This is a genomic window from Wolbachia endosymbiont (group A) of Urophora cardui (assembly GCF_964028435.1).
Classification (GTDB): Bacteria; Pseudomonadota; Alphaproteobacteria; order Rickettsiales; family Anaplasmataceae; genus Wolbachia.
The window spans coordinates 1203565-1229696 of the sequence record NZ_OZ034774.1; the positions used below are offsets into that span (position 1 = coordinate 1203565).

Sequence of the window (26132 nt, forward strand, 5' to 3'; positions counted from 1 at the left end):
AATTAATCCTCTATTTTCTCTACTTGAGCCAGATCAAGCTCTATTATTGTCGGCTTACCTAAAATTGATACTTCCACATTAATAATTTTTTTCTCATCGTTTACCATATTTACCTTACCAGTAAAATTTTGAAAAAGACCATCATTAATTTTCACTTTTTCACCTTTTTCATAACCATAACCTAACTTCTTTGTCTCTTGAGCATTATAAAGTGCATTACACATTGAGTGAATCTCATCATCCAAAATCACCTTTGGAATATTACCATTTTTCAAAAATCCATAAACCTTAAGAGATTTTGGTATATTATTGATAAAATTCAATACTTCATCGCATAAATTCACGTATAAAAAGACATAACCAGGAAAGCATTTCCTTCGTGTAGCAATTTTCTTAGATTTCAACTCTACTTCACTTAGCTCTTCATATGGAATAAAAACTTCCTTAAAGTAACCATTAACACTCAATCTCATAGAATTTTCCAATATATGTTGGCGCACTTTCTCTTCACAATTGGAAGCAACTCTCAAGATATACCATTTATATCTATTAAATTCTTTACACTTTAAACTTATCTCATCATCTGAAATCATCTCAAAATCACCAGATTCGCCACTGCAGAATCCAGGCGTTTGATTCAAAATATTTTTGCTTTCATCACATAGATGCATATATACATACACTTCACATAACTCTTTTATATCAGACTTTGAATTACATACCGTTTGATAAGGAATAAACACTTCCTTAAAATAAACAGCATTACTTACCAATTCGCGTATATTTTGCTCATATCCATAATCAACTCTAATGATATACCATTTATATTCACATTCCATAAATAATTCCAAATAAAGCCTTAATTACGTAAAGAGACATAAAATCCACAAAACAGAAGAAAATCGAAAAGCATAATATAACAATCATCACAACAAATAGAGATGACAACACCTCCTGTTTCTTTACCCAAGCAATTCTTCGTATTTCTTGCTTTATATCATAGAAAAAAACACACAAACTTTTTAACATTTTCACCACAACATTAATGCAGGAGCGATAGGAATTGAACCTACAACCTCTGGTTTTGGAGACCAGCGCTCTACCAATTGAGCTACACTCCTATAACTCAAACTCTCACTCCAAAATTTCAGAAACAACACCAGAACCAACAGTTCTACCGCCTTCTCTTATCGCAAAACGCAATCCCTTATCCATTGCTATCGGTACTTGCAATTCTACTTCTACACTCACATTATCTCCTGGCATTACCATCTCCTTCCCATCTAGCAATTTTATGCTCCCGGTTACATCCGTTGTCCTTAAATAAAACTGTGGCTGGTAATTCGCAAAAAATGGTGTATGCCTTCCTCCTTCCTCTTTCTTTAATATATAAACCTCCGCCCTAAACTTTCTATGCGGCGTTATCGTCCCCGGTTTTGCTAATACTTGCCCTCTCTCCACTTCTTCTCTTTTTGTTCCTCTTAACAATATTCCTACATTGAGTCCTGCACTCCCCTTATCCAGCAACTTCTTAAACATTTCTACACCTGTGCATATCGTCTTTTGCGTCGCTTTCAGACCTATTATCTCTATCTCTTCTCCCGTCTTTATCTCTCCCTTCTCTATCCTTCCTGTTACCACCGTTCCTCGCCCCGATATCGAAAATACATCCTCGATTGGCAATAAAAATGGTAAATCCACAGGCCTTGGTGGAACTGCCACATACTCATCTAACTTTTCCATCAATTTATCTATTGATTTCTTTCCATATTCGCTACTGCCATCCTCCAGCGCTTTCAATGCAGACCCCACTACCACAGGCACTTCATCCCCTGGAAATCCGTATTTATTCAGCAATTCCCTCACTTCCATTTCTACCAAATCTATCATATCAGCATCAGCAACATCAGCTTTATTTATATACACCACGATATATCCAACACCTACCTGCTTCGCTAGCAATATATGCTCTCTCGTTTGTGGCATTGGCCCATCAACCCCCGACACTACCAATATCGCCGCATCCATCTGTGCTGCACCTACTATCATGTTCTTTACATAGTCAGCATGTCCAGGACAATCAACGTGTGCATAATGCCTTTTTTCCGTCTGATACTCAACATGCGCTGTTGCTATCGTTATCCCCCTTTTCCTTTCTTCTGGCGCCTTATCTATCTGATCGTACGCTACAAAATTTCCATAATGCTTTGTTATCGCCGCTGTTAACGTTGTCTTCCCATGATCCACATGTCCTATTGTTCCCACATTTACATGCGGCTTTCCAAATGCTTCCACTACTGCTGTCATAATTATTACCCTTAATTATACTTTAACTTTAACTCATCAACCACATATTGTGGTACTTGTTCATAATAAGAAAAATGCATACTATACTGAGCTCTTCCCTGAGATATAGAACGCAAAACATTTATATAACCAAACATATTCGCAAGAGGTACGAAAGCAAGAATTATAGTGCTACTATTATGCGTTTCCATACTTGAAACTTGCCCCCTTCTGCTATTTACATCGCCCATGATATCGCCCATATACTCTTCAGGCGTAATGATTTCAACTTTCATTATAGGTTCTAACATTTTTGGACCAGCTTTATTTGCCATCTCTTTAAAAGCACCTTTAGCAGCAAGTTCAAAAGCTAAAGGACTAGAATCAACTTCATGAAAAGCACCATCAATAAGGGTAGCCTTAAAATCAATAACCGGAAAACCAGAGATCATGCCTCCTTCTTTTATCAACTCTAAACCATTTTGTACACCAGGAATATATTCTTTTGGAATTGCACCACCTACAATTTTACTTTCAAATTGAAACCCAGAACCAGGCTCAAGAGGTTCAAATATAATCTTTACTTTTGCAAATTGGCCAGCACCGCCGGACTGTTTTTTATGAGTATAATCAATTTCAACAGATTTAGTGATAGTTTCACGATATGCAACTTGAGGCGCACCGACGTTAGCTTCAACGTTAAACTCGCGCTTCATTCTATCAACAATAATCTCAAGATGCAGCTCACCCATGCCTTTCAATATAGTCTGTCCACTCTCCGCATTTACTGACATTCTTAAAGAAGGATCTTCTGCAACCAATCTATTTAAAGCAACACCTAATTTTTCCTGATCTGAAGTAGTTTTAGGTTCCACAGCAATTTCAATAACAGGCTCAGGAAATTCCATACGCTCTAATAATATAGGAAAATCAGGTGAACATAAAGTGTCACCAGTAATTGTTCTCTTTAATCCAACTAAGGCAACTATATCGCCAACTTTAGCTTCGTTTATATCTTCTCTATTATTTGCATGCATAAGCAGCATTCTGCCAATTCCTTCAGTCTCATTTTTTCCCGCATTTAACACAGCGGATTTGGATTTTAACTTACCGGAATAAATACGAATAAACGTCAAGCTGCCTACAAACTTATCCGTCATCACTTTAAACGCAAGAGCAACGAATTTCTCTTTTTCTGAAGGTTTGATCTCAATTTTCTTTTCTGAATCTTTAGGATCAGTTCCAACAATTACATCAACATCAATAGGAGAAGGTAAAAAGTCAACCACACCATCTAAAAGTGGTTGTACGCCTTTATTTTTAAAAGCTGATCCACATAATACAGGAACAAATTTTCCTTTGATGGTTCCATTTCTCACGCATTTTTTCAGTAAATCTACTGGCAGATCATTAGACTCAAAGTAAGTATTCATCGCTTCATCATCCATCTCAGCTGCAGCATCTAATAAAAGATTTCGATATTCTTGAGCCTTGTCAAGCAAATCAGAAGGAATATCTTCATAAGAAAATTTAGCACCCAACGTTTCTTCTTGCCATATAATGGCTTTCATAGAAATAAGGTCAATTATACCTTTGAAATCTTTCTCACTTCCTATTGGCAACTGAATGACTAAAGGTGCTGCACCAAGCTTCGTCTTTATCATATCAACACATCGATAAAAATTTGCCCCTATTCTATCCATCTTATTAACAAAGCAGATACGAGGAACGCTATATTTATCAGCTTGACGCCAAACTGTTTCAGATTGAGGTTCAACTCCAGCAACTCCATCAAATACAGCAACTGCACCATCCAAAACCCTTAAAGATCTCTCAACTTCAATAGTGAAATCAACGTGACCTGGAGTGTCTATTATATTGACCCTATGATCATTCCAAAAACATGTTGTTGCAGCAGATGTGATTGTAATACCACGCTCTTTTTCCTGCTCCATCCAATCCATAGAAGCTGCCCCATCGTGCACTTCACCAATTCTATTTTGCTTACCAGTATAAAATAAAATACGCTCTGTTGTGGTAGTCTTACCAGCATCTATGTGAGCCATTATTCCTATATTTCTGTATTTAGATATCCCAATTTCCATATCACAATTAATTAGCTAACATTAAAAACGAAGATGAGAAAATGCCTTATTAGCCTCAGCCATTTTATATTTTTCTTCGCACATCTTAAACGCACCACCGCGTTTATTATAAGCATCCAGTATTTCAGATTGCAAACAATCAACAGTGGTTTTTCCACTCTTTTTTCGAGCAGCAGAAGTTGCTTTAGCAATCCACCTTAACGCTAAAGAAATCGCTCTATCTTGTCGAACTTCAACAGGCACTTGATAAGTTGCACCACCAATGCGTCGAGAACGCACTTCTATAGAAGGAGTAACATTTCCTACCGCTGTTTCAAAAATTGATAACCCACCTTCGCCTATTTTCTTTTCAGCTAAAGACAAAGCGTCATAGATAATCTTTTCTGCAGTAGATTTTTTACCACATTTCATGATTGTATTAATGAAACGCATCAGCAAAACACTGCCATAACGCGAATCAGGACTTATTTCTCTTTTTTTTGCTTTATTCCGACGAGCCATAAATTTTAACCAGATTTCTTTACACCATATTTTGAACGAGCTTTCTTTCGATTTTGCACGCCACGCAGATCAAGGGCACCTCTTATTATGTGATAACGCACACCTGGCAAATCTTTAACCCGCCCACCACGTATCAAAACAACAGAATGCTCTTGTAAATTATGACCTTCACCAGGTATATAAGCTGTCACTTCACCATACCCACTAATTTTTACTCTGGCTACTTTACGGAGTGCTGAGTTAGGCTTCCTAGGAGTTGTAGTATACACCTTAGTGCAAACACCCCTCCTTTGAGGGTTGCTTTCTCCCAAAGCTGGTACCTTTTTCTTATGGGTCAATCCTAATCTACCCTTACGTATTAATTGATTTATCGTAGGCATATGTTATAAATTCAAGCTCATTAAAATAACTAAGTTTTTAGTTATAAAATAATAAACCTCAATAGTCAATATAAAAATAAACATTACTACTCTAATAATTAAGCTCAACTGCTTTGAAAGCCATCAGTAGACTTCTTGCACTACCTCCCAAGCCACAACTGTCATTCAGTAGAAACAAAAAACTTCCTTGACAAACTCCGCCAGCCCCCTTATTATGATAGTAAGGGTATTCATGACTCAAAACTTGTTTTTGACCTGCAGGCTCAATGACAAAATTCAGTAAAAAACTTAGGGTATTTTTTGGCGGATTACATAAAATTATAGCGGCTGCATGTCTTTTTTATTTTTTCTACATTCAGCCAAATCGCGCTTATTTTAAGCGTTAGCACATTATTACAGCGCCAGTTTAAATTATTATAGGGTCAAAACTCGCACCACGGGAGTTCTTTGCCTTTTTTTTCTGCCTGGTAAATTTCTTAAATATTTATAACTAAACGACAACCGTCATCCCTGTAAAGGTCAAGTATCCCGCTACGTGTTAGCGGGATCTATGCTAAGAGATACCGCGAATGAATCGCGGTATGACGGTTCGTGGCGGTATGACGGTTCGCGGTGGCATGACGATAACCTCGTCATCCCGCTGCCTTGTTAGCGGGATCTATGCTAAGAGATACCGCGGCGGTATGACGTAGGGGTTGCCAAGAACTTGTCATTCCAGTGCTTGACACTGGAATAGGTGTGTGTATTTGTGAAAAAAAATCTCCATGAAATTTGTGAAGCAATGTGGTGGGACTAGTGCGATTCGAACGCACGACCTTCGGATTAGGAGTCCAACGCTCTATCCTGCTGAGCTATAGTCCCGTGTTTCCTACCATTTATGTAAAGTTATAGCAAAAAATCCTTCTCTTTTCTAGATTTCTTGCATAACCAATTTATGACGACAAGAAACATTTCTGTACTTCTTGAGTATAATGCTATTATATTTAATAACATGGTTTAAGTAAGATTAATGCTAGTTAACAACATTGGTTATTTCTATAACAATCAAGACGACTTTGCTTTAAGCAATATAAACATTAAAGTAAAAAAAGGAAGTGTTGCATGTTTATTGGGGCATTCTGGCTGTGGCAAGTCAACAATTTTGAAATTAATTGCAGGGATAGAAAATCCAAAATCTGGAACTATTTTTATAAATGATAGGTTAGTTGCAAGCAATAAGGCATCAGTCGCTATAGAGCATAGAAATATCGGATTGATTTTTCAGCATTCTGCATTATTTCCTCACAAAACAGTAGTAGAAAATATAACCTTTGCTATCCGCAGCTCTTCCAAGAGAGAAAAGCACCTAATTGCATTGGAAATCTTGAAGTTACTCAATATAGAAAAATATGAAAATATGTACCCTAACGCCTTATCTGGAGGACAGCAACAATTAGTTGCAATAGCAAGAGTGATGGCACAAAACCCTGATGTTGTGTTGTTAGATGAACCATTTTCTAATTTGGATATACTGCTCAAGTGCCGAATAAGACAACATATATTGTCCCTTTTTAGAAGTAAAAATATCCCTGTGCTAATGGTAACTCATGACCCGCAAGAAGCATTGAAAGTTGCAGATTTTATCTACGTAATGAAAAATGGTAAAATTATTCAATCAGGAGTTTCTAGCGATATATACCATAGGCCTAAAGATGATACGCTAGCAAAGTTTTTTAGTGAGCTCTCCTCTACTCTATAGTTAAGCGAAAAGTTTCCACTTATTCGCTGCAAGAAAACAATCTAATTTGGAATTGTTATAAAATAATTAAAAAACCTTGATTTATAATTAAATAAAGGTGATATAATCTATGTGTTACTTGACTTCAGTCAAGTTTTAATATTTAAAGGTCAATATTTTAAATGGAGGTGAAAATGAGTTTAGGACCATGGCAATTGTTTCTAGTCTTAATAATAATTTTAGTTCTGTTTGGTGCAGGCAGATTACCGCAAGTTATGGGTGATTTAGGAAAAGGCATCAAAAACCTTAAACAGGAGCTTAAGGACTCAGAAAAATTATCGTCTAATGAACCAGATCGTTAGCGTCCTCATACTTCGTGACACGCACTAAGGTGCGTGTTACTCACTTAAAGCATCAATTATTTTTCAATCTTTCCGCTTAAGCTGTTGCGTCTGCTTCACCTTCCTCTGAATTCATAATTTTTCTAATATTGTTAAAATGCTTTATAGAAATTTTCGCGGTCACTTTATATAGCATACAAACAAGTCTTGTAGTGAAAATTTAAAAATACAATCATTATTATTAATAAATTTTTATACATACTATACTGATAATGTAAGAGTAAATTTATTTAAATAGTGAGGTACGAAAATGAGTAAAAATAACAATCAACAATACAAAAACTATTCTGAAGATTATAATGGTAAAATAGGTATTAACACTAATGGACAAAAGTTTCAATTAATCAAAAATAACTCAAATCCTGTATACAATTATGAAGTTCGTGATATGGATGGGAATCATATATATAACATTAGAGAACAATGTATACCAAAATTCTTTAATAAGATATACAAGCCTTCAGAGTCAAAGATCTTTGACAAAGCACCAGAAACTATAGAGGAAGTATTACCAAAAGTATTTTCATTCCAAGATGAAGGTATAAAATATAATATAAGGTATGATGACATGTCATCACAAGAGAAGTTCCAAATTCAAAAGGACATTCATGCTGCTTATGAAAATTTTAAAAAATTGTTTGATGTAAACAAACCTGAAACAACTTTAAATTTAGAAGTTAATGTTTTTAACAACAAGAATGATTACCAGAAATATAATGAATTAGCTGGCATTGACGCAGATAATGCTTATGGTGCAACTGATGGTAAAGCGATAGTAGTATACAAATTTGCCGGTATGGACTTTGTTTTAGTTCATGAGCTGGGCCATGTGTTCCAAAATGAGCTATTAACAAGTATGAAGAATTCATTAGACCCTGAATTAGTTGGAAATTTAATTGGGAGTCAAGTAGAAAAAGAAAACAAAAAAGATATAGATAGTGGAGAGATAAAAGAATATCAAACTGAAGAATATGAAAATCCAGCTCATAACAAGGCATTAGAGCTTAGAGAAAGCAATGAAGATGATAAAAAAACAAATATAGTGGAGGAAGAGGAAACAGAAGGAGATACACTATATAATAACAAAGAACTCTATAGAGAAAAAAGAGAAGTGCAAAAAGAAACCGCTAAGCTAGATGATAACACAGAAGAAAGTCAATCTACACAAACGAGTGAACCTGGTGTATTTTCATCTATTGCATCTATTTTTAGAAGTTTTATATCATGGATATGGGGCACAGAAGAAGAAAGTGAATCTATCGAATTATCACAGAGTTCATTGTATTCTGATCCATTAAGTGACGAAAGTCATTATTCACAGTCAGATACTAATGATATACTATAACTTTTTTTTATAGGTAGTTTAACCCTTGCGTGTAACCCAAAAAACACGCAAGGGAAAACTGTATTGCATTGATGCTGTAACAAACAACTTCATTTGCACCAACTGCAAGTATAATGACAAAATTACGATTGTACTTTAACTCTAACAATTAACAATAATAAATGTATATTGAAATACAGCAATAATTACGTTAGTTTAAAAGGAATAGTTTGATTAAAGGATAATTGTGCAAAAAAGTGAGAAACTAACTAAAGATAAAAAACTAGCTTCTGATATTCTAAAAGAGGTTGCAGATACCAATAACAATGATAGCGATAAAGTAACTTTGTTTGACATTAAAACAGCTTTGCATGAGCGCGGTTTTGGTATTTTAATAATCATCTTCTCCTTGCCGCTATCGGTGCCTATACCGGTTCCACCTGGTTATACAACTATTCTTTCTATACCTTTAATCTTATTCTCACTGCAGCTTCTATTTGGATTTGATTCTCCTTGGATGCCCAGTTGGCTAGAAAGAAGGTCTTTTCAGCGTTCAACACTAGCTCTTGTGGTAGAGAAAACTTCCCCTGTATTAGAAAAAATAGAAAAATTCATGAAGCCAAGACTATCTTTCATTTTCTATGGGCCTGGTGAGAAGATTCTGGCTTTTATGATGTTGCTTTGTGCAATAATAATAGCTCTTCCATTACCTTTTACTCACTTCCTTCCTGCAATTGGCACAACTCTTATTTCACTTGGTATTATGAGTAAAGACGGGTTTCTATCCATATTGGGAGTTTTAGTGTCATTGTGTGCGTTGTTGCTTACTCTTGTTGTAATAGTCAAAGGACCACAACTTATAACCGGAGCACTTTCTCTTCTTAAAAGCTTTACAACACTTTAACAAAAGAATGAAGTACTAGCGCGAAATGAATATGCATATTGAAATAAAACAATAATTGTGTTAAGAATTACTTTTATCAAGGGTTTTTCGTGTCACAAAATGATAAGTTGACTAAAAGTGATAAACTAGCTTCTGATATTCTAAAAGAGGTTGCAGATACCAATAACAATGATAGCGATAAAGTAACTTTGTTCGATATTAAAACAGCTTTGCATGAGCGCGGTTTTGGTATTTTAATAATCATCTTCTCCTTGCCACTATCGGTGCCTATACCGGTTCCACCTGGTTATACAACTATTCTTTCTATACCTTTAATCTTATTCTCACTGCAGCTTCTATTTGGATTTGATTCTCCTTGGATGCCCAGTTGGCTAGAAAGAAGATCTTTTCAACGTTCAACACTAGCTCTTGTGGTGGAGAAAACTTCTCCAGCATTAAGAAAAATAGAAAAATTCATGAAGCCAAGAATGTCTTTTATTTTCTATGGGCCTGGCGAAAAAATTTTAGCTTTTGTAATGTTGCTTTGTGCATTATCAATAGCTCTTCCATTACCTCTTACCAACTTTATTCCTGCAATTGGTACGACTCTTATTTCACTTGGTATTATGAGTAAAGATGGGTTTCTATCCATATTGGGAGTTTTAATATCATTGTGCGGACTATTGCTTACTCTTGTTGTAGTAGTCAAAGGGCCACAACTTATCATTGGGGCATTTTCTTTTCTCAAAAGCTTCGTATATGGTTAGGCTTTACAACACCTTAACAAAAAAAAAGAAACTTTTTACACCAATCGATAAAGATCATGTGAAAATGTATGTTTGCGGACCAACAGTATATGACACAGCACATATAGGCAATGCACGGTCTGTTGTTGTGTATGATGTGTTATTTCAGCTACTTAAGTTTTGTTATGGCAAAGTTACCTATGTGCGTAACATAACCGACATTGATGATAAGATAATCAATGCAGCAAGTGAGAAAAATAGCAACATAGAAAGTATAACCACATATTACATTAAAGCTTTTCATGATGATATGGAAAGCATAAATTGTAAAGAGCCAACACACGAACCAAAAGCAACGGAAAACGTAGATTATATTATAGAATTAATTGAACATTTACTGCAATCAGGCCACGCTTACGAGTCTGACAAACACGTGTATTTTAATATAGAATCTTACCATGAATATGGTGCTTTATCAGGAAAAAAAACTGATGAATTGGTTCCAGGTAGCAGAGTTGAAGTTAATGAAAATAAAAAGCACCCTGGAGATTTTGTACTGTGGAAGCCTGCAAGTGATATTGACTACAAACTTTCAAGTTATTGGAATAGCCCATGGGGAGAGGGCAGGCCTGGATGGCATATAGAATGCTCAGCAATGTCATATGCTTATCTTGGCAAAGATTTTGATATTCATGGTGGCGGCATAGATTTACAATTTCCTCACCATGAAAATGAAATTGCACAGAGTAAGTCTGCATTTGCTGGATCAATGTTTGCAAAATACTGGATACATAACGGCTTTCTTACAGTAAGTGAAGAAAAAATGAGCAAGTCCTTATTTAATATAGTCAAAGTAAGAGATTTGCTAGATAGTGGAATAAAGGGTGAAGTAATACGCTATGCACTGCTCAAAACTCACTACAGAAAACCACTTGATTGGACAGAAAACGTTATTTCTGATGCACAGGAAACCTTAAATAAATTTTATCGGTTATTACGTGGCTTAGATACAACGAATATTGATGAAAGTAACGCAGAGATTTCTAAAGATTTTATAGACGCTTTAAAAAACGACTTAAACATTCCTGAAGCTCTAGCTATACTGCATGAAATGGCTGCAAAAATTAACAAAATGAGTAATGAAAGTGAAAAGCTTAAATTAACTGAGAGTTTTGTTAAGAGTGCCAGATTTATTGGTCTTCTTGAGTCAAGTTATCAAGAGTGGTTTGCTGTGGATGTAAATCATCAAGAAATAGAAAGGTTGATAGACTTAAGAAAAATTGCAAAAAAAAATAAAAATTACGATACTGCAGACAAAATAAGGGATCAGTTGAAACAAATGGGGGTTACAATTTCTGACAATGAAGATGGTACAACAACTTGGTAAACTTATATGGAAGATTACTTTCTGCTGTTTAAAGATAGCCTATTATCATCGTTAATCTTGCCTATACACCAAGGCTTTATGTTTGAAGCTATGCTGTACTTTAGATCACATCACAATCTACTACTTATGTTATTTTTTGGAGTACTAGGATCAAGCCTTGGTGGAATAGTTAACTGGTATTTAGGTAGAATAACAATCTTAATGCGAGAATCATACCACAAATTAGAAAACGAATATACAATGCCAAAAGTTACAAAAAATTTGCTAATTTTTGCAACTTTATTACTTTCATGGGTGCCAGCACTTGGAAGTGTGATTCAAATTTTATCAGGTTATTTCAAGTTAAACCTTTATATCCTTGCCCCTTTAATCATTCTATCTAATTTCTTCTATTTGTTATATCTAATACTTACTTTTGGAGTATAACAGCTATAGTACTACAGCTATTAAAGCCCACTTCTGTCATCCTATGCCCTGATAGAAGCGGAGCTATAAATTAAATGCAAAATTTCTAGTAGTCATAGGATGCACCATGAGCTAAAAGCAATTCCACAAGCTCTTGGTGGTCATCAGCGGCATAACCTAATACTTTCATTCCCCAATTATTTCTAGCATTAACATTTGCATTGTGTTTTAGTAATACCATAGCTATATCAACTTTTCCCATCAGAACAGCATGATGTAGTGGTGTTTTGCCATCTTTATCCTTAGCGTTGACATTGGCACCTTTTTCGATAATGTACTTCACCACCTCCAAGTTTTTTCCTATAATAGCATAGTGTAACACTGTTGCTCCCTCATCATTTTCAGCATTAATATCTGCATTGTGTTCTAGTAGCACTTTAGCTATATTAACTTTTTCTCTGATAGCAGCAAGATGTAATGGAGTATTGCCAGCTTTGTTCTTGATGTTAGCGTTAGCACCTTTGTCCGCAATATATTCCACTACCTCCAACTTTCCACAAAAAGCTGCCATATATAATGGAGTATTACCAATACTATTCCTAGCGTTAATGTCAGCACCTTTGTTAACGAAGTACTTAACTATATCCAAGTTACCATTCTCAGCAGCAACGTGTAATAGAGTCATACCATCTTTATCCTCAGCACTTAAATAAGCTCCTCTTTTAACGAGATATTCCACTACTTCCAAGTTTCCACCTTTAGCAGCCATATGTAATGAAGTCCCACTGTAAAATATTCCTTTAGCCTCAGCATTAATATCTGCACCTCTTACAACAAGATATTCCACTATCTCCAAATTTCCATACAAAGCAGCCATATGTAATGGCGTACTACCACATCCATCTTTAACGTTCACATCAATACCTTTCTCAATGAAGTACTTTACTGCTTCTAAGTTTTCATACTCAGCAGCCACGTGTAATGGAATTAAACCGTCTTTATCTTTAGCGTTGATATCTGCGTTTTTTTCAACAAGATATTCTATTACATTCAAGTTTCCACCATAAACAGCTGAATGTAATGGGGTAATATTATACTTATTCTTAGCATTAAGAACACAACTAAATCTATCTGAATGTTTTTCTTTTATATGCGTTAGTATTCCTTGAATTGCTTCACAGTCACTATTTTCAGCTAGTAAATGTAATATAGTACTTTTGTGCTCACAATAAATAGAACTAAAATAAAAATCATCAATCAACCTACTGTGCTTACTTGCATGTCCCCAAATAGATGCAACATGAATAAAATTATCTATTACTAAATCACTGCCGTTTATCAATTCCAGAACTTTTCTTAAGGTATCTTCTCCTAAGAAACTCACTCAACTAACTCTTCTTGTTGAACTAATATGTAGCCAAATTCGCTCGCTTTTTTGATCAAATTTTTTACAGTTCTATCTTTATAGTGTGTTTCATAGTATTCCATTCCTTTTTCTACATATTCCTGTCCGTATTTGAGCATACTATAAAATATGCATGCCATTTTTCTTGCAGTAGCTGTTATTGCTTTTGGTGCTCCTAGTCGTTTTTTCAATCTTCTGTAGTATGCACCCAACGCACTTTTACTATTTCCTACAGAATGAGCAGCTATTCGCAAAGCATTCGCAGCACGGTTAATGACTTTACGTGTTCTTGTGTTAAACACTTTTTCCCCTGTAACTTTATTAGCAGGACTGAGTCCCAACCACGACGAAAAGTGCTTTTCTGTTGGCCATTTACTATGGTTTATACCAACTTCTGAAATTATGGTTTGTATACTTAATACATCAAATCCAGGAATTTTAGTGAAATCCATACCAGTTATTCGGTGCAGTTCCTCATACAAAGCAAAGCTTGGCTTACTTTTGCTATTTTTATTCTTTTGCTTACTTAGCTGTTTGCTTTCACAAGACTTTGTTTCAAACGTTTTATAATAGGCTTCAATATTTCTATCACATTCTGCTATTTTTTCTTGATAAATATTATATAATTCAAATTCTTGCTTTAGCGTGAATAAGTGTTCCTCTCTATAGTCACCAGCTAACGCTTTTGCAATAGTAGACTGATCATTTTTCATTCGCACGTCCCTGAATTCTGCTAATTTTTCAGAATCTCTTTCGCCTTCAATTATAGCTTCAATGATTTTCATACCAGTTATCCCAGTAATATGACTAATAACCTTGTGTAATTGTATATTCATTTGAATTAATGCCTTCTGCATACGCAGAATATGTGTAGATGCACTTTCAGTGAGATTTTTGCGTTGCCGCACGTAACTGCGCAATACACACATCTGATTATCTGGCCTAAACGATCCATGAAGCAGTCCGTAGCTATGCAGTTGTTGGAGCCATTGGCAATCTTGAACGTCAGACTTCCTACCAGGTACATTCTTTACATGCCGTGCATTTTACCTCGAATTTGTATGACTCAAGTATTTGAAATAAAGGAATCCAGTATACTCCTGTTGATTCCATAGCTACTGTTGTAACTTTACACTTTTTCAACCACTGTGCTAAGTTATGAAGGTCTTCAGTAAAGCAGCCAAATTTCTGAACGCGTTGTTCATCTCTTCCTTCAGGTACACACACATAGTGTACAGCTGAACCAATGTCTATTCCTGCTGCATTAGGATTCACTATTTCTAATTTACTTTTTGCTTTTTTCATGGTAACTCCTACATATAATTTGTAATAGGGAAACGCTTCAGCTTGGAACGGTTGATAGTACAATCTCCTAACCGAGGTAGTCTAAATGACTCCATCAATGATTTGACCGTTCCTTCCAAAACCATGCTTGCATACGGGCACTTAGGCACCATTGAAAATGTCGGTCATAACTGCAGAGGCGCTCCCTGTACAACTATACTTGAAAACTACTAAAAACTTAAATTTGTGTGTTTCTTTCTGATTTGACAGATTTCGTCTGTTCGATGCTTGTATCTTGTCAAAAGCATCTAATGTTTTAAGCTTAAGCATTAGGTGGAGAAGGGAGGAACTCTGTGCTTCTTCTTAGATATAAAATCTGTAGAGGAGATAAGAATTCCCTTCTCAAAAGTATAGGCTGGACGGTATCGTAGAAAGACCTGAATGGTTCTAATTCTGTATTCACAAGACTAGCCTTACTTTTCATTTTTAATGGTAACGTATGGGGTTATATATGATCAACAACTTTTTGGGCATAGATATATCAAAAGATCGCTTTGATGTTTTTCTCTCATTTATAAGCAAAAAAGGAAAGCGTGAAACTAGAAAAAGAAGCTTTAAGAACGATGGTTTCAAAGTCTACTGAATTTTCTACACAAACATAATGTAGAAAAAGTAAAAACCTGCATGGAATCTACTGGTTGTTATAGCGAAGCACTGGCTGAATTTCTACACAATGCTGGACATTTTGTAAGTGTTGTAAATCCTTATTGCATAAAATCTTATGCAAGGAGTAAGCTGATACGACAAAAGAATGATCAGACCGATGCAGAAGTTATTGCTGATTATTGCCAAAGACAGGAACCTTCTAGTTGGACACCACCTTCTCCTGAAATGAAAAAATTAAAACATCTTTATCGTTGCTCAGTTGCGTTAAAAGATGAGTTAACATTAGTAAATAACCACTTAGAAAAAAAAGAGAGACTGCCTAAAGAAGTTGCAAATGCTTGGGAAGACCTTGCAATGAATATAGCTCAAAAAATAGAAACAATAAAAAACTCCGTACGTGAACTATTAAATCAACACAAAGAATTGTTGGAAAATTTTCAACTTCTATTGACTATTCCAGGCATAGGAGAAGAATCAGCAATAGCTATTTTAGCTGAAGTTTCTGATATAGAGGTTTTTAGAGATGCCAGGCAATTGGCAGCATATACAGGAGTTATACCACGAAATATGACGTCAGGTTCCTCTGTATATGCCAAACCCAGATTAAGTAAATCCGGTTCACAAACATTACGTAAGGCACTTTTCTTTCCTGCCATAGTAGCTAAGAATCACAATCCTATCATTATGAGCTTTTGCCAAAGATTAAAGGAAAAGGGTAAGCATAATATGGCCATCGTTGGTGCTGCAATGCGTAAGCTACTCCATATCATTTTCGGTATTCTGACATCCAAAAGTGCTTTTGATCCTAACCATATCAAAAACTACAGGGCTAGGAGGTTGACTGAAGGTTTAGTACTTTAAAATCAAAAATGCTTCCTATCATCTATCTTATGTAAAGTGGTATCTTACACAAATTTATTGAATGTTGTTGGTTAGTGGATATGTTGATAAGTAAACTTCATCTGTTTTGTGCGTATAAAACTAATTTACTTATCAACATATCCACTAACTATAATCTGTGTACTGTTACACAATTGGAAGTATTTTTTGATTTTATGATGCAACTTGGGAAATTTTTATAATTTTTTTGTTGACTAACAAGACGGTATCTCCTCTCACATTCCACTTACAGTCACGAGAAGTAATTAAAACATAAGGTTTTTTATGCCTAGGATGTAAAGATGAAGGTAAAAACCTTTTAATACCTTTATATCCCTCAGCATTATCAAAAATGAACAGGCTTCTCCTTCCCCTTCTTGCAAAAAAAGCATATGTTTCTTTAACAATAGTTTCTATCATCTTGTCATTTCCGTACTTATCCTGGGGAGAAATGCCTAGTTTATCATCTTTAGCTAAGTCCAGAAAAGAACTTTCCATAGTCTTAGAGTTTTCAGCACTTATCCATATAACATTGCCACCATAATACTTTCCATACTTGTAAGCATATTTCCTAGCTAACTCACTTTTTCCCACTCCTCCAAGACCACTAATAGTAGCAACCTGCGATATCACCGCTTGCCTGCCCGTGCTCCTTTGTAGTGCGTCATGTAAGGCTTTTAATTCAATACTTCTACCAGTAAAAGATGCCACTGGCTCTATTATGCCAAACCAAATCGCTCCTAAAATTTCCTCTCTTATTTTTTCAAAAAACTCATTTATTTCTTCATGTGATAGAAACTTTCCCTCTCTTGCTTTCATCCAATCCAGAACTTCTACCAGAAAGCGACCATAAACGTTCTTTTTATCGATATTATTAAATTCTTTGCCTAACTCATTCTCAATGATTTCCGCTAGTTTTATCTCGTTAGGTTGATTTACTGCAAATACTAATTTATCAAAAAATTCCCTTATATTCTCTTCTAACCTGCCTTCATTTGTCATTCGCTCAAACTCACGTTGCCATACCTGATTTCTTTCCAATTTTCTTTTTGAGTTTTGATCTGATTTACCTTGAAGTTCTTTTATCTCCTTTTCCAATTCTTCTATTGCTTCTTTTACAGCACTCTTAAATGCCGGTTGCACTATTGAAATCATGTTATCGTGAGTATAAGAGAACTTGTATCTCGTACCGCCGTATTTAAAAAAAATATCACTAGTGCTTATTACTTCAACTGCAATTTCTATTCCCTTGTTTGGTCCCGAAGTTTTTACTTTCAACTTTTTTATTGTATTTTGTGTTGTACTTTGAGCTAGATCGAAACCGATATTAGTACAGATAATAAAGTCCTCTAGGTCACCATCTGCAAAATCTTGATTATTTTTAGTCTTTAGGTAGGGAACAAAATATTTTGCCAAGCTAAATTCACCACTTTTATCTTTTGAAAGCAATTTGCCTACACCGATTTTTTCCCATTCATTTTGCTTGTGTTTGATTTGTACAAACCTATGTACTGTTGTTCCATTTTGCCTATATCGAAAAACAATATCATCAAAACCTGCAGCTGATTCCATTTCTGTGGCTAAGCGGAAAGAATATTCTCTATCTACTGCACGTTTGAGAAACAGCATTAGCCACTTCAATTGGTAAATATCACCATGAAAAGAGCGTTTTCTCCCTCCAGCAGGATAAGTTTCAGGCATCCTCAACCTCACATAATTTTATAAATAGTACCCATAAATGGTAAAAAAGTTATATGTCATGATATACAGATATCGTAACAAAGACCTTGGAATATCTACGAGATGTGCTGTTATGTAAATAAAAAAATGTGACTAATTACTTAATCTTTCACTCACAATTGAATTCACAACATCAGGGCTGGCTTTTCCCTTGGTGAATTTCATGACTTCACCAACAAAGAAACCATATAATTTTGTTTTACCGCTTTTGTATTCTTGAACTTTATCTTGGTTGTCATTGATGATTTTATCTATTACCTCTGAAATTTGACATTTGTCAGTTATTTGCTTGAGATCCTGCTCTTCTATAATAAGGGATGCAGGCTTTCCAGTTTCAAACATAATATCAAAAACTTGTTTACCAAGTTTAGCAGAGATCGTTCCATCAACGATAAAATCTAAGAGTTCTGACAAAGCATTTGCTTTGATTGGGGAGCTCACAATATCAATATTTGCTTTATTTAAACGACCGAAAAGCTCTACAGTTAACCAGGTGACCGCGAGCTTTGAATCATGTTTTTTTATCAATTCCTCAAAGTAATCAGCAATCGCCTTATCGGAAGTAATGACATTTGCATCGTATTCGTTGATACCTAATTTTTCAATGTATCGCTGCTTTTTCTGCTCTGGCAACTCAGGCAAAGATGATTGAATTAAATCAATTTTCTCCTGGCTTACCTCAACAGGTAATAAATCAGGCTCAGGGAAGTATCTATAGTCGCTTGCATCTTCTTTGTTTCGCATCACTTTTGTTTTTCCCGAAGCAACGTCAAACAATAAGGTATCTTGACTTATTTCTTCCCCACCTTCTAAAATTTCAATTTGTCTTTGTATTTCATAGTCTATAGCTTGCACAATATAACGTATCGAGTTCAGATTTTTTATCTCACAACGAGTGCCAAATGTGCTACTGCCTTTTAGGCGGACAGAAACATTTGCATCACAACGAAGTGATCCCTTTTCCATATCACCATCACATGAACCAATGTAACGCAAAATCTGCCTCAATTTTTTCATGCATTCTGCAGCTTCCGCAGATGAACGGAGATCTGGTTCTGAAACAATTTCCATTAAAGCAACCCCTGCACGATTTAAATCCACATAAGTTTTGCTTTCCTCATGAACGCTCTTTCCTGCGTCTTGCTCTAAATGAATTCTCGCAATTCTTATTTCCTTTTCATTGTCGTTGATAAATACTCTACCATTTTTAACTATTGGCTCAAAAAACTGGGTTATCTGGTAACCTTGCGGTAAATCAGGATAAAAATAATTTTTCCGATCAAAGTAAGAACACTTATTAATTTCTGCAGAAATTGCAAGACCGGTGCGTATTGCTTGCTCTATGCAGTAATAATTTAGTATTGGCAGCGTACCTGGCATTGCTGCATCAACTAGAGAAACTTGAGTGTTATGCTCAGCACCAAACTCCGTTGATGAGCTAGAAAATAGCTTCGTATTAGAAGAAACTTGAGCGTGCACCTCAAGCCCAATTACCGCTTCCCAATCCTCTTTCGTCATGTATTTTATTTAAATGATAATCTTAATATTCTGCAAAATTAACACAAAAAGTCAAAACAAAACCCACATTTTTATTTTTTGTCTTAACTTTTTAACCTATAGTAATTAAAATATGACCTTACCCAGAAAGAGTGAAGAGAAAGAAAAGGCGTTTTTTTATAATAAAAATGTTTTTTCAAAAGGAGTAGTAATGACAAAAAGAAGAGAATATACAGTTGAGTTTTAATTAGAAGCTGTGTATTAAACAGCGTAGACATTCTGCTATTAATTATTGCATTCCTGAGCAATTTGATTCATTATTCTTTTTGTAAAAAATTTTCTTGACTTTCTCTCTACTTTTTCTGGGTAAGGTCACTTTAAAGGAAGTCTAATAGATGCTACATAGAAATCCAGATGAGTTTCTAAAGTCTATTCCAAAAGATAAGCGCATAATGTGCCTTGACATGGGAGAAAAGCAAATAGGTATAGCATTTAGCGATAAAACACAGCTTATAGCCACAGCTCATAGTGTATATTATAGGAAAAATATGAGCAAAGATTTAGGTTATCTGCATAGAATATTCAAAGAAAATGAAGCTGGATCAATGGTAATAGGACTACCATTAAAAATGGACGAGCAAGAAACTAAATGGTGTAAAACCATAATCCAATTCGCAAATAAAATAATAAAAAAATATAAAGTACATATATACTTACAAGACGAAAGCTTCTCAACATCTATCGCAACTCATACACTAAAAATCACTGGAATATCAATCACAAAATCAAAAAAAATAGATGATAAAATCTCCGCATGTATTATTTTGCAACGAACGTTAGACAAAATAAATACAATCAAATAGTTTTTTCAGATCTGGAAATCTTCAAACTGAATCTCATATAAAAGTTACTCAACAAAACAAGAACCTTTCGTATAAGCATGACAAATTGCTACAGCAAGAGCATCAGCAGCATGGTGACATTTTATACTCAAATTTTTAACTATTTGCTTCACCATAAATATAATCTGATCCTTATCAGCATGGCCATTTCCGGTAATGCTTTTTTTTACATAGTTTGCATCATATTCATTCATAGTTAGCTTTGTTATTTTTAACGCTAAAATTACAACCCCTCTTGCATATCCTAAAGTTAGTGAAGATTTAGGATTTTTATTAACAAAAATTTTTTCTACTGCAGCTTCATTCGGAGAATATTGAAATATTACTTTCTTTAATTGTTCAAAAATTATATGTAAGCGTTCACCTGTACCCAATTTTCCATCAGTTGATATGGTACCGCCGCCCAAAAATTCAATATTATTTTTCTCGTTCAGGCTGATAATGGCCCAACCAGTCTTGCTTATCCCTGGATCTAGACCTATTATTTTAACCACTTAATAAACGCTTAACCAATAGACAAACAAAAATAAAAACATCCAGACTACATCTACAAAGTGCCAATACCAGGAGGCAAACTCAAAGCACAAATGGTCCTGAGGTGTAAACTGGCCTTTCCGCGCTCTAAATAAACACACTGATAAAAATATTATTCCTATTATAACGTGTGCGCAGTGAAAACCGGTAATCATATAAAAATTGGATGTATAAATAAGCTTTTCTCCTGTTTCTTGTAGAGAAAAACTCGCTTCATGATACTCTATTGCTTGCACTATTATAAAAAAAACCCCAAGCAATATAGTTATGGACAGCATTTTAATCGTGCTCTTTTTATCATTTTCAAGTAAAGAGTGATTTGCCCAAGTAATTGTTGTACCAGAAAGCAATAATATTAATGTATTCATGAATGGTAGTGACCACGGATCAGGTGGCAAAATTCCCTCAGGGGGCCATTCAACTTTTTTTGCAGGAGAAAACGCCTCAAATAAAAAAACTGGATCAAGCCAGGCTTTAAAGAATGAACAAAAGAACACTATAAAAAATACGACCTCCGAGAGAATAAATAAGTACATTGCAAATTTGAGTCCATGTTTTACAATGGTAGTATGACATTTATCATAAATGGCCTCCCTTATTACATCTCTCCACCAATAGAACAGCACCCCTGATACTGCGGAGATTCCCAGAACTAAACAAAACATTCCGAAAATTTGTTTATGAAGCGCGCCAACTAATCCAAGTGCAAGAATAAGAATTGCTGCTGATATAGCAATTGGCCAAGGACTTGGGTCCACTAAATGAAAATCATGTTCTTTACTTTTCATAGCATTTTAAAAAATACTTACTAAGGATACAAATTAGCTTAAAATTGTCAATGTTCCTTAGGAAATTGATTGAATCTTGAAAAATTATATGCACCATTCAAAAAATCTAACATGAATTGGGCGCTTATTCTAAATAACTTAAGCATCCTGCTCTTTTCATTTTCTCTTGCCCTGCTGCAATATTCATCAACAATATTTTCCAAAATAATGCATCCAGATTCTATAAAACTACCGCTATAATAATCAAACCAATCCTTATATCTATTATTTTTCTTGAATCTATTTTTCATACTATCAACGATAGTCTTGTATATAAACATATAAGAATACAAAACTGTTATGGCTTCATAAGTGTTGCTATATGAGGTAGACAAAAGAAAATTAGTAAAATTTAAGCACTCAAGAGATTTCTCTCCACGACTTATAGCATATATAGCAAAGTAGTGGTTATGCAAAATTCTCTCAATAGCAATTGCCCCTCGAGCCACCCTAATAAGTGAAACAACATTGTTACAGCCTTCTACCCTGGATGCAGTAATTAAGACGGTACGAATATAATCACTCAAGAGTAATGTACCTTGTTGAATATAGAATCTGAAACTTTCTATACTTAGAGTGTTATTCTCCAATTCAACATTAAAAGGATGCTTAATTATATCCTTTAAAAGATTTGATCCATAACAACTCTTAATTATACCACTGAACACTACAATACTGCCAACGTAAACAACTTGTGCTAATGCGTTTTTATTGAGGTATATTAGAGCAATATGCCTCATCCAAAAACATTATCTCTAGCTCCAGTCCTTTCCTACAAAGCTCATATATCTTTTCCTTTTCACAGTCACTAGCTCTTTTGTACAGCCTACTTGTAATATCACTAACCTCCTCAACCACCGCGTCCATTCCTTTGCTATTACAGATATCAATCCACTTTTTGTATTTGTTATTTTTAATCCCCTTAGTTGTTATCTCATTTGCCATATGGCATATAACAATTTGGTATACATTAAAGGAAGAATAAGACAATACTAAGGTCTCAGTAACAGAATTGTGATACGCAGTACTCATGAAAAGGTCAACACAGGCAGAACAAGCTCTTGACTTTTTATGATTATCAGATAGATCACAATCCTCGAAATATTTTTTATATTGTTCTCGAAAATCAAATGCTCCTTTTGCTATATCAATTAACCTACTTATTGTTTCAACATCATTAACTTTAGCTGCAATAACTAAATGAGCACGAGCACAATCTACAGAACCTAGAAAATCCTGCTGAAGGTAAAATTTAAATCTTTTATAATCTAAAGTACCATTCATCAATTCAACATAAAAAGGGTGTTCTTTCATCCTATCAATAAGATCGGAAAGCTCTTTTACAATTACGTTGTACAGTTCTCCTTCTATTTCGTTATACACTTTATGAGCCTCATAATAAAAACTGAATATAATAATTATCACTAATATAGTATAATTATTATGAAAAAGCAATTATACTTCAACAATAAGCTAGTATATAAATATGAGGCTGTAAATCAAAAATTTTAGCAATCTAAAGAAATTTTACTATTACCTTCTATATTGAATTCTCTACAAAGATCAGCAGACAAGTTCATGCTTTCCCAAAAAAATCCACCGTCATTTTCTGACTCTTTACCAAAATGTCCATAACAGGCTGTACGTTTATATATAGGGCGATTAAGCGATAAATGCTTGATTATGCCTTTTGTTGATAAATCTATACTATTCTCGATAAACTCTTTAATTACTCTTTCCTCCACCGCATTCGTACCAAATGTATCAATATAGAATGAAGTAGGTTTTGATACACCAATTGCATAAGAAAGCTGCACAAGACAACGTTCAGCTAAACCTGCAAAGACAATATTTTTAGCAAGGTATCTTGCCATATAAGCTGCAGATCTATCAACTTTGGTTGCATCTTTTCCGGAAAATGCCCCTCCACCGTGTGGAATATAACCTCCATAGGCATCAACCATAATTTTTCGTCCGGTTAATCCACAATCACTAACCGGTCCACCAATAACAAATCTACCAGTTGGATTGACTAAGAGATTTTCCTCAGGACATATCCACCCTTTAGGTAAAGATGAAACTATGTAAGGATAAATTATTTCTTTTACTTTTGATTGATCCAAATCCTCAGGGTGCTGTATTGAGACAATGATACTTTCAGCACGTACCGGGAGGTTATTCTCATATGCCAAAGTGATTTGTGATTTTGCATCCGGACCAAGCTTTGCTTCTTTAACTGCGCTCATGATATTTTTCAGAATCGAGTGTGCATAAAAAATGGGTGCTGGCATAAGGTTTTCTGTCTCTGTTGTTGCATAGCCATACATTATGCCCTGATCGCCAGCACCTTGATCCAACCCTATTGCAATGTCATTTGATTGCTCATGCAGCAGTATATTTACCTTCACTTTTCTCCAGTGGAAACCATCATGCTCATAACCAATATCTTTTATTGTATTCCGTACAATACTTTCAATCCTGCTATTTTTGATGTTAGGTCCGAATACTTCCCCAGCTATAATAACGTTATCTTTGGTGACTAAAGTCTCTATTGCAGCTCGCGCAAAAGGATCAGTGAAAAGGTATTCATCAAGTATTGCATCTGAAATTTGATCTGCTACTTTATCTGGATGACCAGCCGCCACTGACTCACTGGTTACTAAATTTTTATATAAACTCATGCTTTAGGTTTCTGCTTATACAATACCAAAACCGCTATAAAAACACAGTTAGTAATTACTAAATGGTGGGCCTGGGAAGAGTTGAACCTCCGACCTCACGCTTATCAGGCGTGCGCTCTAACCACCTGAGCTACAGACCCCTGATTTATTCAAGCTGAAGCTTTCATATTATCTGTAGGCAAGATATCAATAAAAGTCTTTTTATTTGCTGACCTTCTAAAGCTGACCCAGCCTTCTACTTTGGCAAAAATCGTATGATCTTTACCTATACCAACATTCTTCCCAGGATGGAATTTTGTGCCTCTTTGGCGCACAATTATGTTACCAGGAATAACCTTCCCATTCTTCTTTATTCCTAACCTACGACCTGCTGAATCTCTACCATTACAGGAACTACCACCTGATTTTTTAGTTGCCATATCTTACCTCTTACTTTTGAAGATTAATTTCATTGATACGAAGAACAGTTATATACTGCCTATGACCAGTCTTTCTACGGTAATTTTTTCTTCTTTTCTTCTTAAAGATTATAATTTTTTCTCCTCTACACTGCTCCAATACTTCAGCTTTAACAGTAGCATTAGATGAATAAGATAAGCCATTATTTGAAATACAAATCACCTTATTGATTTCTACCTCTTTTTTTTCTTCAACTTCTAACTTCTCTACTTTTATTATACTGCCTTCTTTTACTAAATATTGTTTTCCACCAGTCTCAATTACTGCAAACATGATAAATATAAATTATTGTTATTAACTTTAATCGTAAACGATGTCATATATGCTGTCAATATAAATAAAAAACATGACTTAATGCTCCTTCTGAGCTACTTAAATACTTCTATCTTTTTTCACCTTGTTATCTGCTTTTTCTCAGACAATAATTAATTCTCAAAAAATCTTGTTTTGAACAGAAGCAAAACTTGATCATTTTTAATCTCCCTCACTTTGCTTTTGCGGTAGGTCTCTAATTAAAACTCCATAATATGGCTTATTAATTATCTAGCAAAAATTCAGCTTCAATTTGAAAAAAGTACAACCTGTTGCTATTCAGCTGGGGTTTTATAAGTTATAATTTATTCCAAGCTCAAATCCATGATTATAATCTTCAAATGCTTTCAATAGACTATAACCAGCAAAAGCACTTGTCCTTGAAGAAAGCGGAAAATCAAGACCAGAGCTTATTTTATATGAGAAACCAAACTTTGACTGTCCAATAAAATCGATAGCAGCACCTATACCAACATTGGCATACGGAGTGATATCCGTGTTTGTAAACTCGTAATGATAACGTAAATTTGCTAAAATTCCTCCTTGCAGTCTGTATTTAAAAATATTTGCAACTGAAATCATAGGCTCAACTGAAATTTTTACGCTGTTTGTGTAGTGATAACCGATACTATGACTAAAATTGCCAGAACTGTATGACGAAGAAGTATAGATCCTATCTCTAACCCAATCAACTCCAAAACATGGTACTGACAAAGAAACAGCAGGCAATATAGCTACTAAGGTAAGTAATTTTTTCATTTTTACCCTCCAAATATTGATATACGCATGTATACAAATATAAGCATTAAAA

General features: G+C 34.9%; 25 protein-coding genes, 3 tRNA genes and 2 pseudogenes. 9 read left to right on the top strand and 21 right to left on the bottom strand.

What is annotated here, in order from left to right; translation table 11 throughout:
* Positions 1 to 2: 2 nt before the first annotated feature.
* The 8 genes from nusG to ABWU38_RS05820 all read right to left on the bottom strand — a co-directional run bounded on the left by nusG (position 3) and on the right by ABWU38_RS05820 (position 6133).
* On the bottom strand, positions 3 to 839 hold the full coding sequence (gene nusG / locus ABWU38_RS05785) for a transcription termination/antitermination protein NusG (protein ID WP_309166466.1): 837 nt from the start codon (positions 837 to 839) through the stop codon (positions 3 to 5).
* Positions 829 to 1029 (bottom strand): preprotein translocase subunit SecE, encoded by a 201-nt coding sequence (secE, locus tag ABWU38_RS05790; protein WP_205517846.1) that lies wholly within the window; start codon positions 1027 to 1029, stop codon positions 829 to 831. The genes nusG and secE overlap by 11 nt, the downstream gene beginning before the upstream one ends.
* A 19-nt stretch (positions 1030 to 1048) precedes the next feature.
* A tRNA-Trp gene (locus ABWU38_RS05795) sits at positions 1049 to 1121 on the bottom strand.
* Positions 1122 to 1134: 13 nt separating this feature from the next.
* On the bottom strand, positions 1135 to 2307 hold the full coding sequence (gene tuf / locus ABWU38_RS05800) for an elongation factor Tu (protein ID WP_353272616.1): 1173 nt from the start codon (positions 2305 to 2307) through the stop codon (positions 1135 to 1137).
* Between the two features lie 11 nt (positions 2308 to 2318).
* On the bottom strand, positions 2319 to 4391 hold the full coding sequence (gene fusA / locus ABWU38_RS05805) for an elongation factor G (RefSeq protein ID WP_253307295.1): 2073 nt from the start codon (positions 4389 to 4391) through the stop codon (positions 2319 to 2321).
* Between the two features lie 21 nt (positions 4392 to 4412).
* A complete protein-coding gene (gene rpsG / locus ABWU38_RS05810; protein ID WP_253307294.1) occupies positions 4413 to 4892 on the bottom strand; it encodes a 30S ribosomal protein S7 in 480 nt (159 codons plus the stop codon).
* A gap of 5 nt (positions 4893 to 4897) precedes the next feature.
* Positions 4898 to 5272 (bottom strand): 30S ribosomal protein S12, encoded by a 375-nt coding sequence (gene rpsL, locus ABWU38_RS05815; protein ID WP_006279787.1) that lies wholly within the window; start codon positions 5270 to 5272, stop codon positions 4898 to 4900.
* A gap of 784 nt (positions 5273 to 6056) precedes the next feature.
* Positions 6057 to 6133 (bottom strand) — tRNA-Arg (locus ABWU38_RS05820).
* 148 nt (positions 6134 to 6281) lie between these two features.
* On the opposite strand from ABWU38_RS05820, the gene ABWU38_RS05825 reads away from it, so the two are divergent.
* The 7 genes from ABWU38_RS05825 (at position 6282) to ABWU38_RS05855 (ending at position 12156) form a co-directional block, all read left to right on the top strand.
* The gene (locus ABWU38_RS05825) at positions 6282 to 7010 is read left to right on the top strand and encodes an ABC transporter ATP-binding protein (RefSeq protein WP_253309408.1); all 729 of its coding nucleotides are present in this window, start codon (positions 6282 to 6284) and stop codon (positions 7008 to 7010) included.
* Positions 7011 to 7183: 173 nt separating this feature from the next.
* Complete coding sequence (locus ABWU38_RS05830; protein WP_006013840.1) at positions 7184 to 7351, top strand: twin-arginine translocase TatA/TatE family subunit; 168 nt, start codon at positions 7184 to 7186, stop codon at positions 7349 to 7351.
* Positions 7352 to 7640: 289 nt separating this feature from the next.
* On the top strand, positions 7641 to 8735 hold the full coding sequence (locus ABWU38_RS05835) for a hypothetical protein (RefSeq protein ID WP_353272648.1): 1095 nt from the start codon (positions 7641 to 7643) through the stop codon (positions 8733 to 8735).
* 226 nt (positions 8736 to 8961) lie between these two features.
* A complete protein-coding gene (locus tag ABWU38_RS05840; RefSeq protein WP_264735898.1) occupies positions 8962 to 9618 on the top strand; it encodes an exopolysaccharide biosynthesis protein in 657 nt (218 codons plus the stop codon).
* 89 nt (positions 9619 to 9707) lie between these two features.
* Entirely contained in the window at positions 9708 to 10364 is a 657-nt protein-coding gene (locus tag ABWU38_RS05845; RefSeq protein ID WP_264687737.1) for an exopolysaccharide biosynthesis protein, read from the top strand.
* Positions 10357 to 11730, top strand: a complete 1374-nt coding sequence (gene cysS, locus ABWU38_RS05850; RefSeq protein WP_353272649.1) for a cysteine--tRNA ligase — start codon at positions 10357 to 10359, stop codon at positions 11728 to 11730. Before ABWU38_RS05845 ends, cysS begins: the two co-directional genes overlap by 8 nt.
* A 6-nt stretch (positions 11731 to 11736) precedes the next feature.
* Positions 11737 to 12156, top strand: coding sequence for a DedA family protein (locus ABWU38_RS05855; protein ID WP_253309412.1), 420 nt, complete (start codon positions 11737 to 11739; stop codon positions 12154 to 12156).
* 85 nt (positions 12157 to 12241) lie between these two features.
* Here ABWU38_RS05855 and ABWU38_RS05860 read toward each other — a convergent pair whose 3' ends face one another.
* On the bottom strand, positions 12242 to 13519 hold the full coding sequence (locus ABWU38_RS05860; RefSeq protein WP_353272650.1) for an ankyrin repeat domain-containing protein: 1278 nt from the start codon (positions 13517 to 13519) through the stop codon (positions 12242 to 12244).
* A pseudogene (locus ABWU38_RS05865) lies at positions 13516 to 14845 on the bottom strand (IS110 family transposase). The gene ABWU38_RS05860 and the pseudogene ABWU38_RS05865 overlap by 4 nt, the downstream one beginning before the upstream one ends.
* Before the next feature lie 490 nt (positions 14846 to 15335).
* Between ABWU38_RS05865 and ABWU38_RS05870 the strand changes: the two are divergent.
* A pseudogene (locus tag ABWU38_RS05870) lies at positions 15336 to 16351 on the top strand (IS110 family transposase).
* A gap of 192 nt (positions 16352 to 16543) precedes the next feature.
* Here the strand turns inward: ABWU38_RS05870 and ABWU38_RS05875 are convergent.
* Positions 16544 to 18070 carry a hypothetical protein gene (locus ABWU38_RS05875; RefSeq protein ID WP_353272651.1) on the bottom strand — a complete coding sequence of 509 codons (1527 nt, stop codon included), beginning with the start codon at positions 18068 to 18070 and terminating at the stop codon, positions 16544 to 16546.
* Positions 18071 to 18202: 132 nt separating this feature from the next.
* Positions 18203 to 19627: an Asp-tRNA(Asn)/Glu-tRNA(Gln) amidotransferase subunit GatB gene (gene gatB / locus ABWU38_RS05880; RefSeq protein ID WP_353272652.1), complete on the bottom strand. Its 1425-nt coding sequence runs from the start codon at positions 19625 to 19627 to the stop codon at positions 18203 to 18205.
* 374 nt (positions 19628 to 20001) lie between these two features.
* On the opposite strand from gatB, the gene ruvX reads away from it, so the two are divergent.
* Positions 20002 to 20469: a Holliday junction resolvase RuvX gene (gene ruvX / locus ABWU38_RS05885; protein ID WP_253309368.1), complete on the top strand. Its 468-nt coding sequence runs from the start codon at positions 20002 to 20004 to the stop codon at positions 20467 to 20469.
* Between the two features lie 44 nt (positions 20470 to 20513).
* Here the strand turns inward: ruvX and ruvC are convergent, their stop codons facing one another.
* From ruvC to ABWU38_RS05930, 9 genes are all read right to left on the bottom strand, one after another.
* Positions 20514 to 21002 carry a crossover junction endodeoxyribonuclease RuvC gene (gene ruvC / locus ABWU38_RS05890; protein ID WP_253309367.1) on the bottom strand — a complete coding sequence of 163 codons (489 nt, stop codon included), beginning with the start codon at positions 21000 to 21002 and terminating at the stop codon, positions 20514 to 20516.
* Positions 21003 to 21830, bottom strand: a complete 828-nt coding sequence (locus tag ABWU38_RS05895) for a cytochrome c oxidase subunit 3 (protein ID WP_265017353.1) — start codon at positions 21828 to 21830, stop codon at positions 21003 to 21005.
* A gap of 47 nt (positions 21831 to 21877) precedes the next feature.
* Positions 21878 to 22537 carry a TenA family transcriptional regulator gene (locus tag ABWU38_RS05900; RefSeq protein ID WP_341816373.1) on the bottom strand — a complete coding sequence of 220 codons (660 nt, stop codon included), beginning with the start codon at positions 22535 to 22537 and terminating at the stop codon, positions 21878 to 21880.
* A 40-nt stretch (positions 22538 to 22577) separates the two neighbouring features.
* Entirely contained in the window at positions 22578 to 23252 is a 675-nt protein-coding gene (locus ABWU38_RS05905) for a TenA family transcriptional regulator (protein ID WP_353272653.1), read from the bottom strand.
* Positions 23253 to 23377: 125 nt separating this feature from the next.
* Positions 23378 to 24550, bottom strand: a complete 1173-nt coding sequence (metK, locus tag ABWU38_RS05910) for a methionine adenosyltransferase (RefSeq protein ID WP_353272654.1) — start codon at positions 24548 to 24550, stop codon at positions 23378 to 23380.
* A gap of 63 nt (positions 24551 to 24613) precedes the next feature.
* Positions 24614 to 24690, bottom strand: a tRNA-Ile gene (locus tag ABWU38_RS05915).
* A gap of 9 nt (positions 24691 to 24699) precedes the next feature.
* A complete protein-coding gene (gene rpmA, locus ABWU38_RS05920; protein WP_096617064.1) occupies positions 24700 to 24969 on the bottom strand; it encodes a 50S ribosomal protein L27 in 270 nt (89 codons plus the stop codon).
* Positions 24970 to 24979: 10 nt separating this feature from the next.
* Positions 24980 to 25282, bottom strand: coding sequence for a 50S ribosomal protein L21 (rplU, locus tag ABWU38_RS05925; protein ID WP_096617066.1), 303 nt, complete (start codon positions 25280 to 25282; stop codon positions 24980 to 24982).
* A gap of 330 nt (positions 25283 to 25612) precedes the next feature.
* On the bottom strand, positions 25613 to 26080 hold the full coding sequence (locus ABWU38_RS05930; RefSeq protein ID WP_353272655.1) for a P44/Msp2 family outer membrane protein: 468 nt from the start codon (positions 26078 to 26080) through the stop codon (positions 25613 to 25615).
* Positions 26081 to 26132 lie beyond the last annotated feature (52 nt).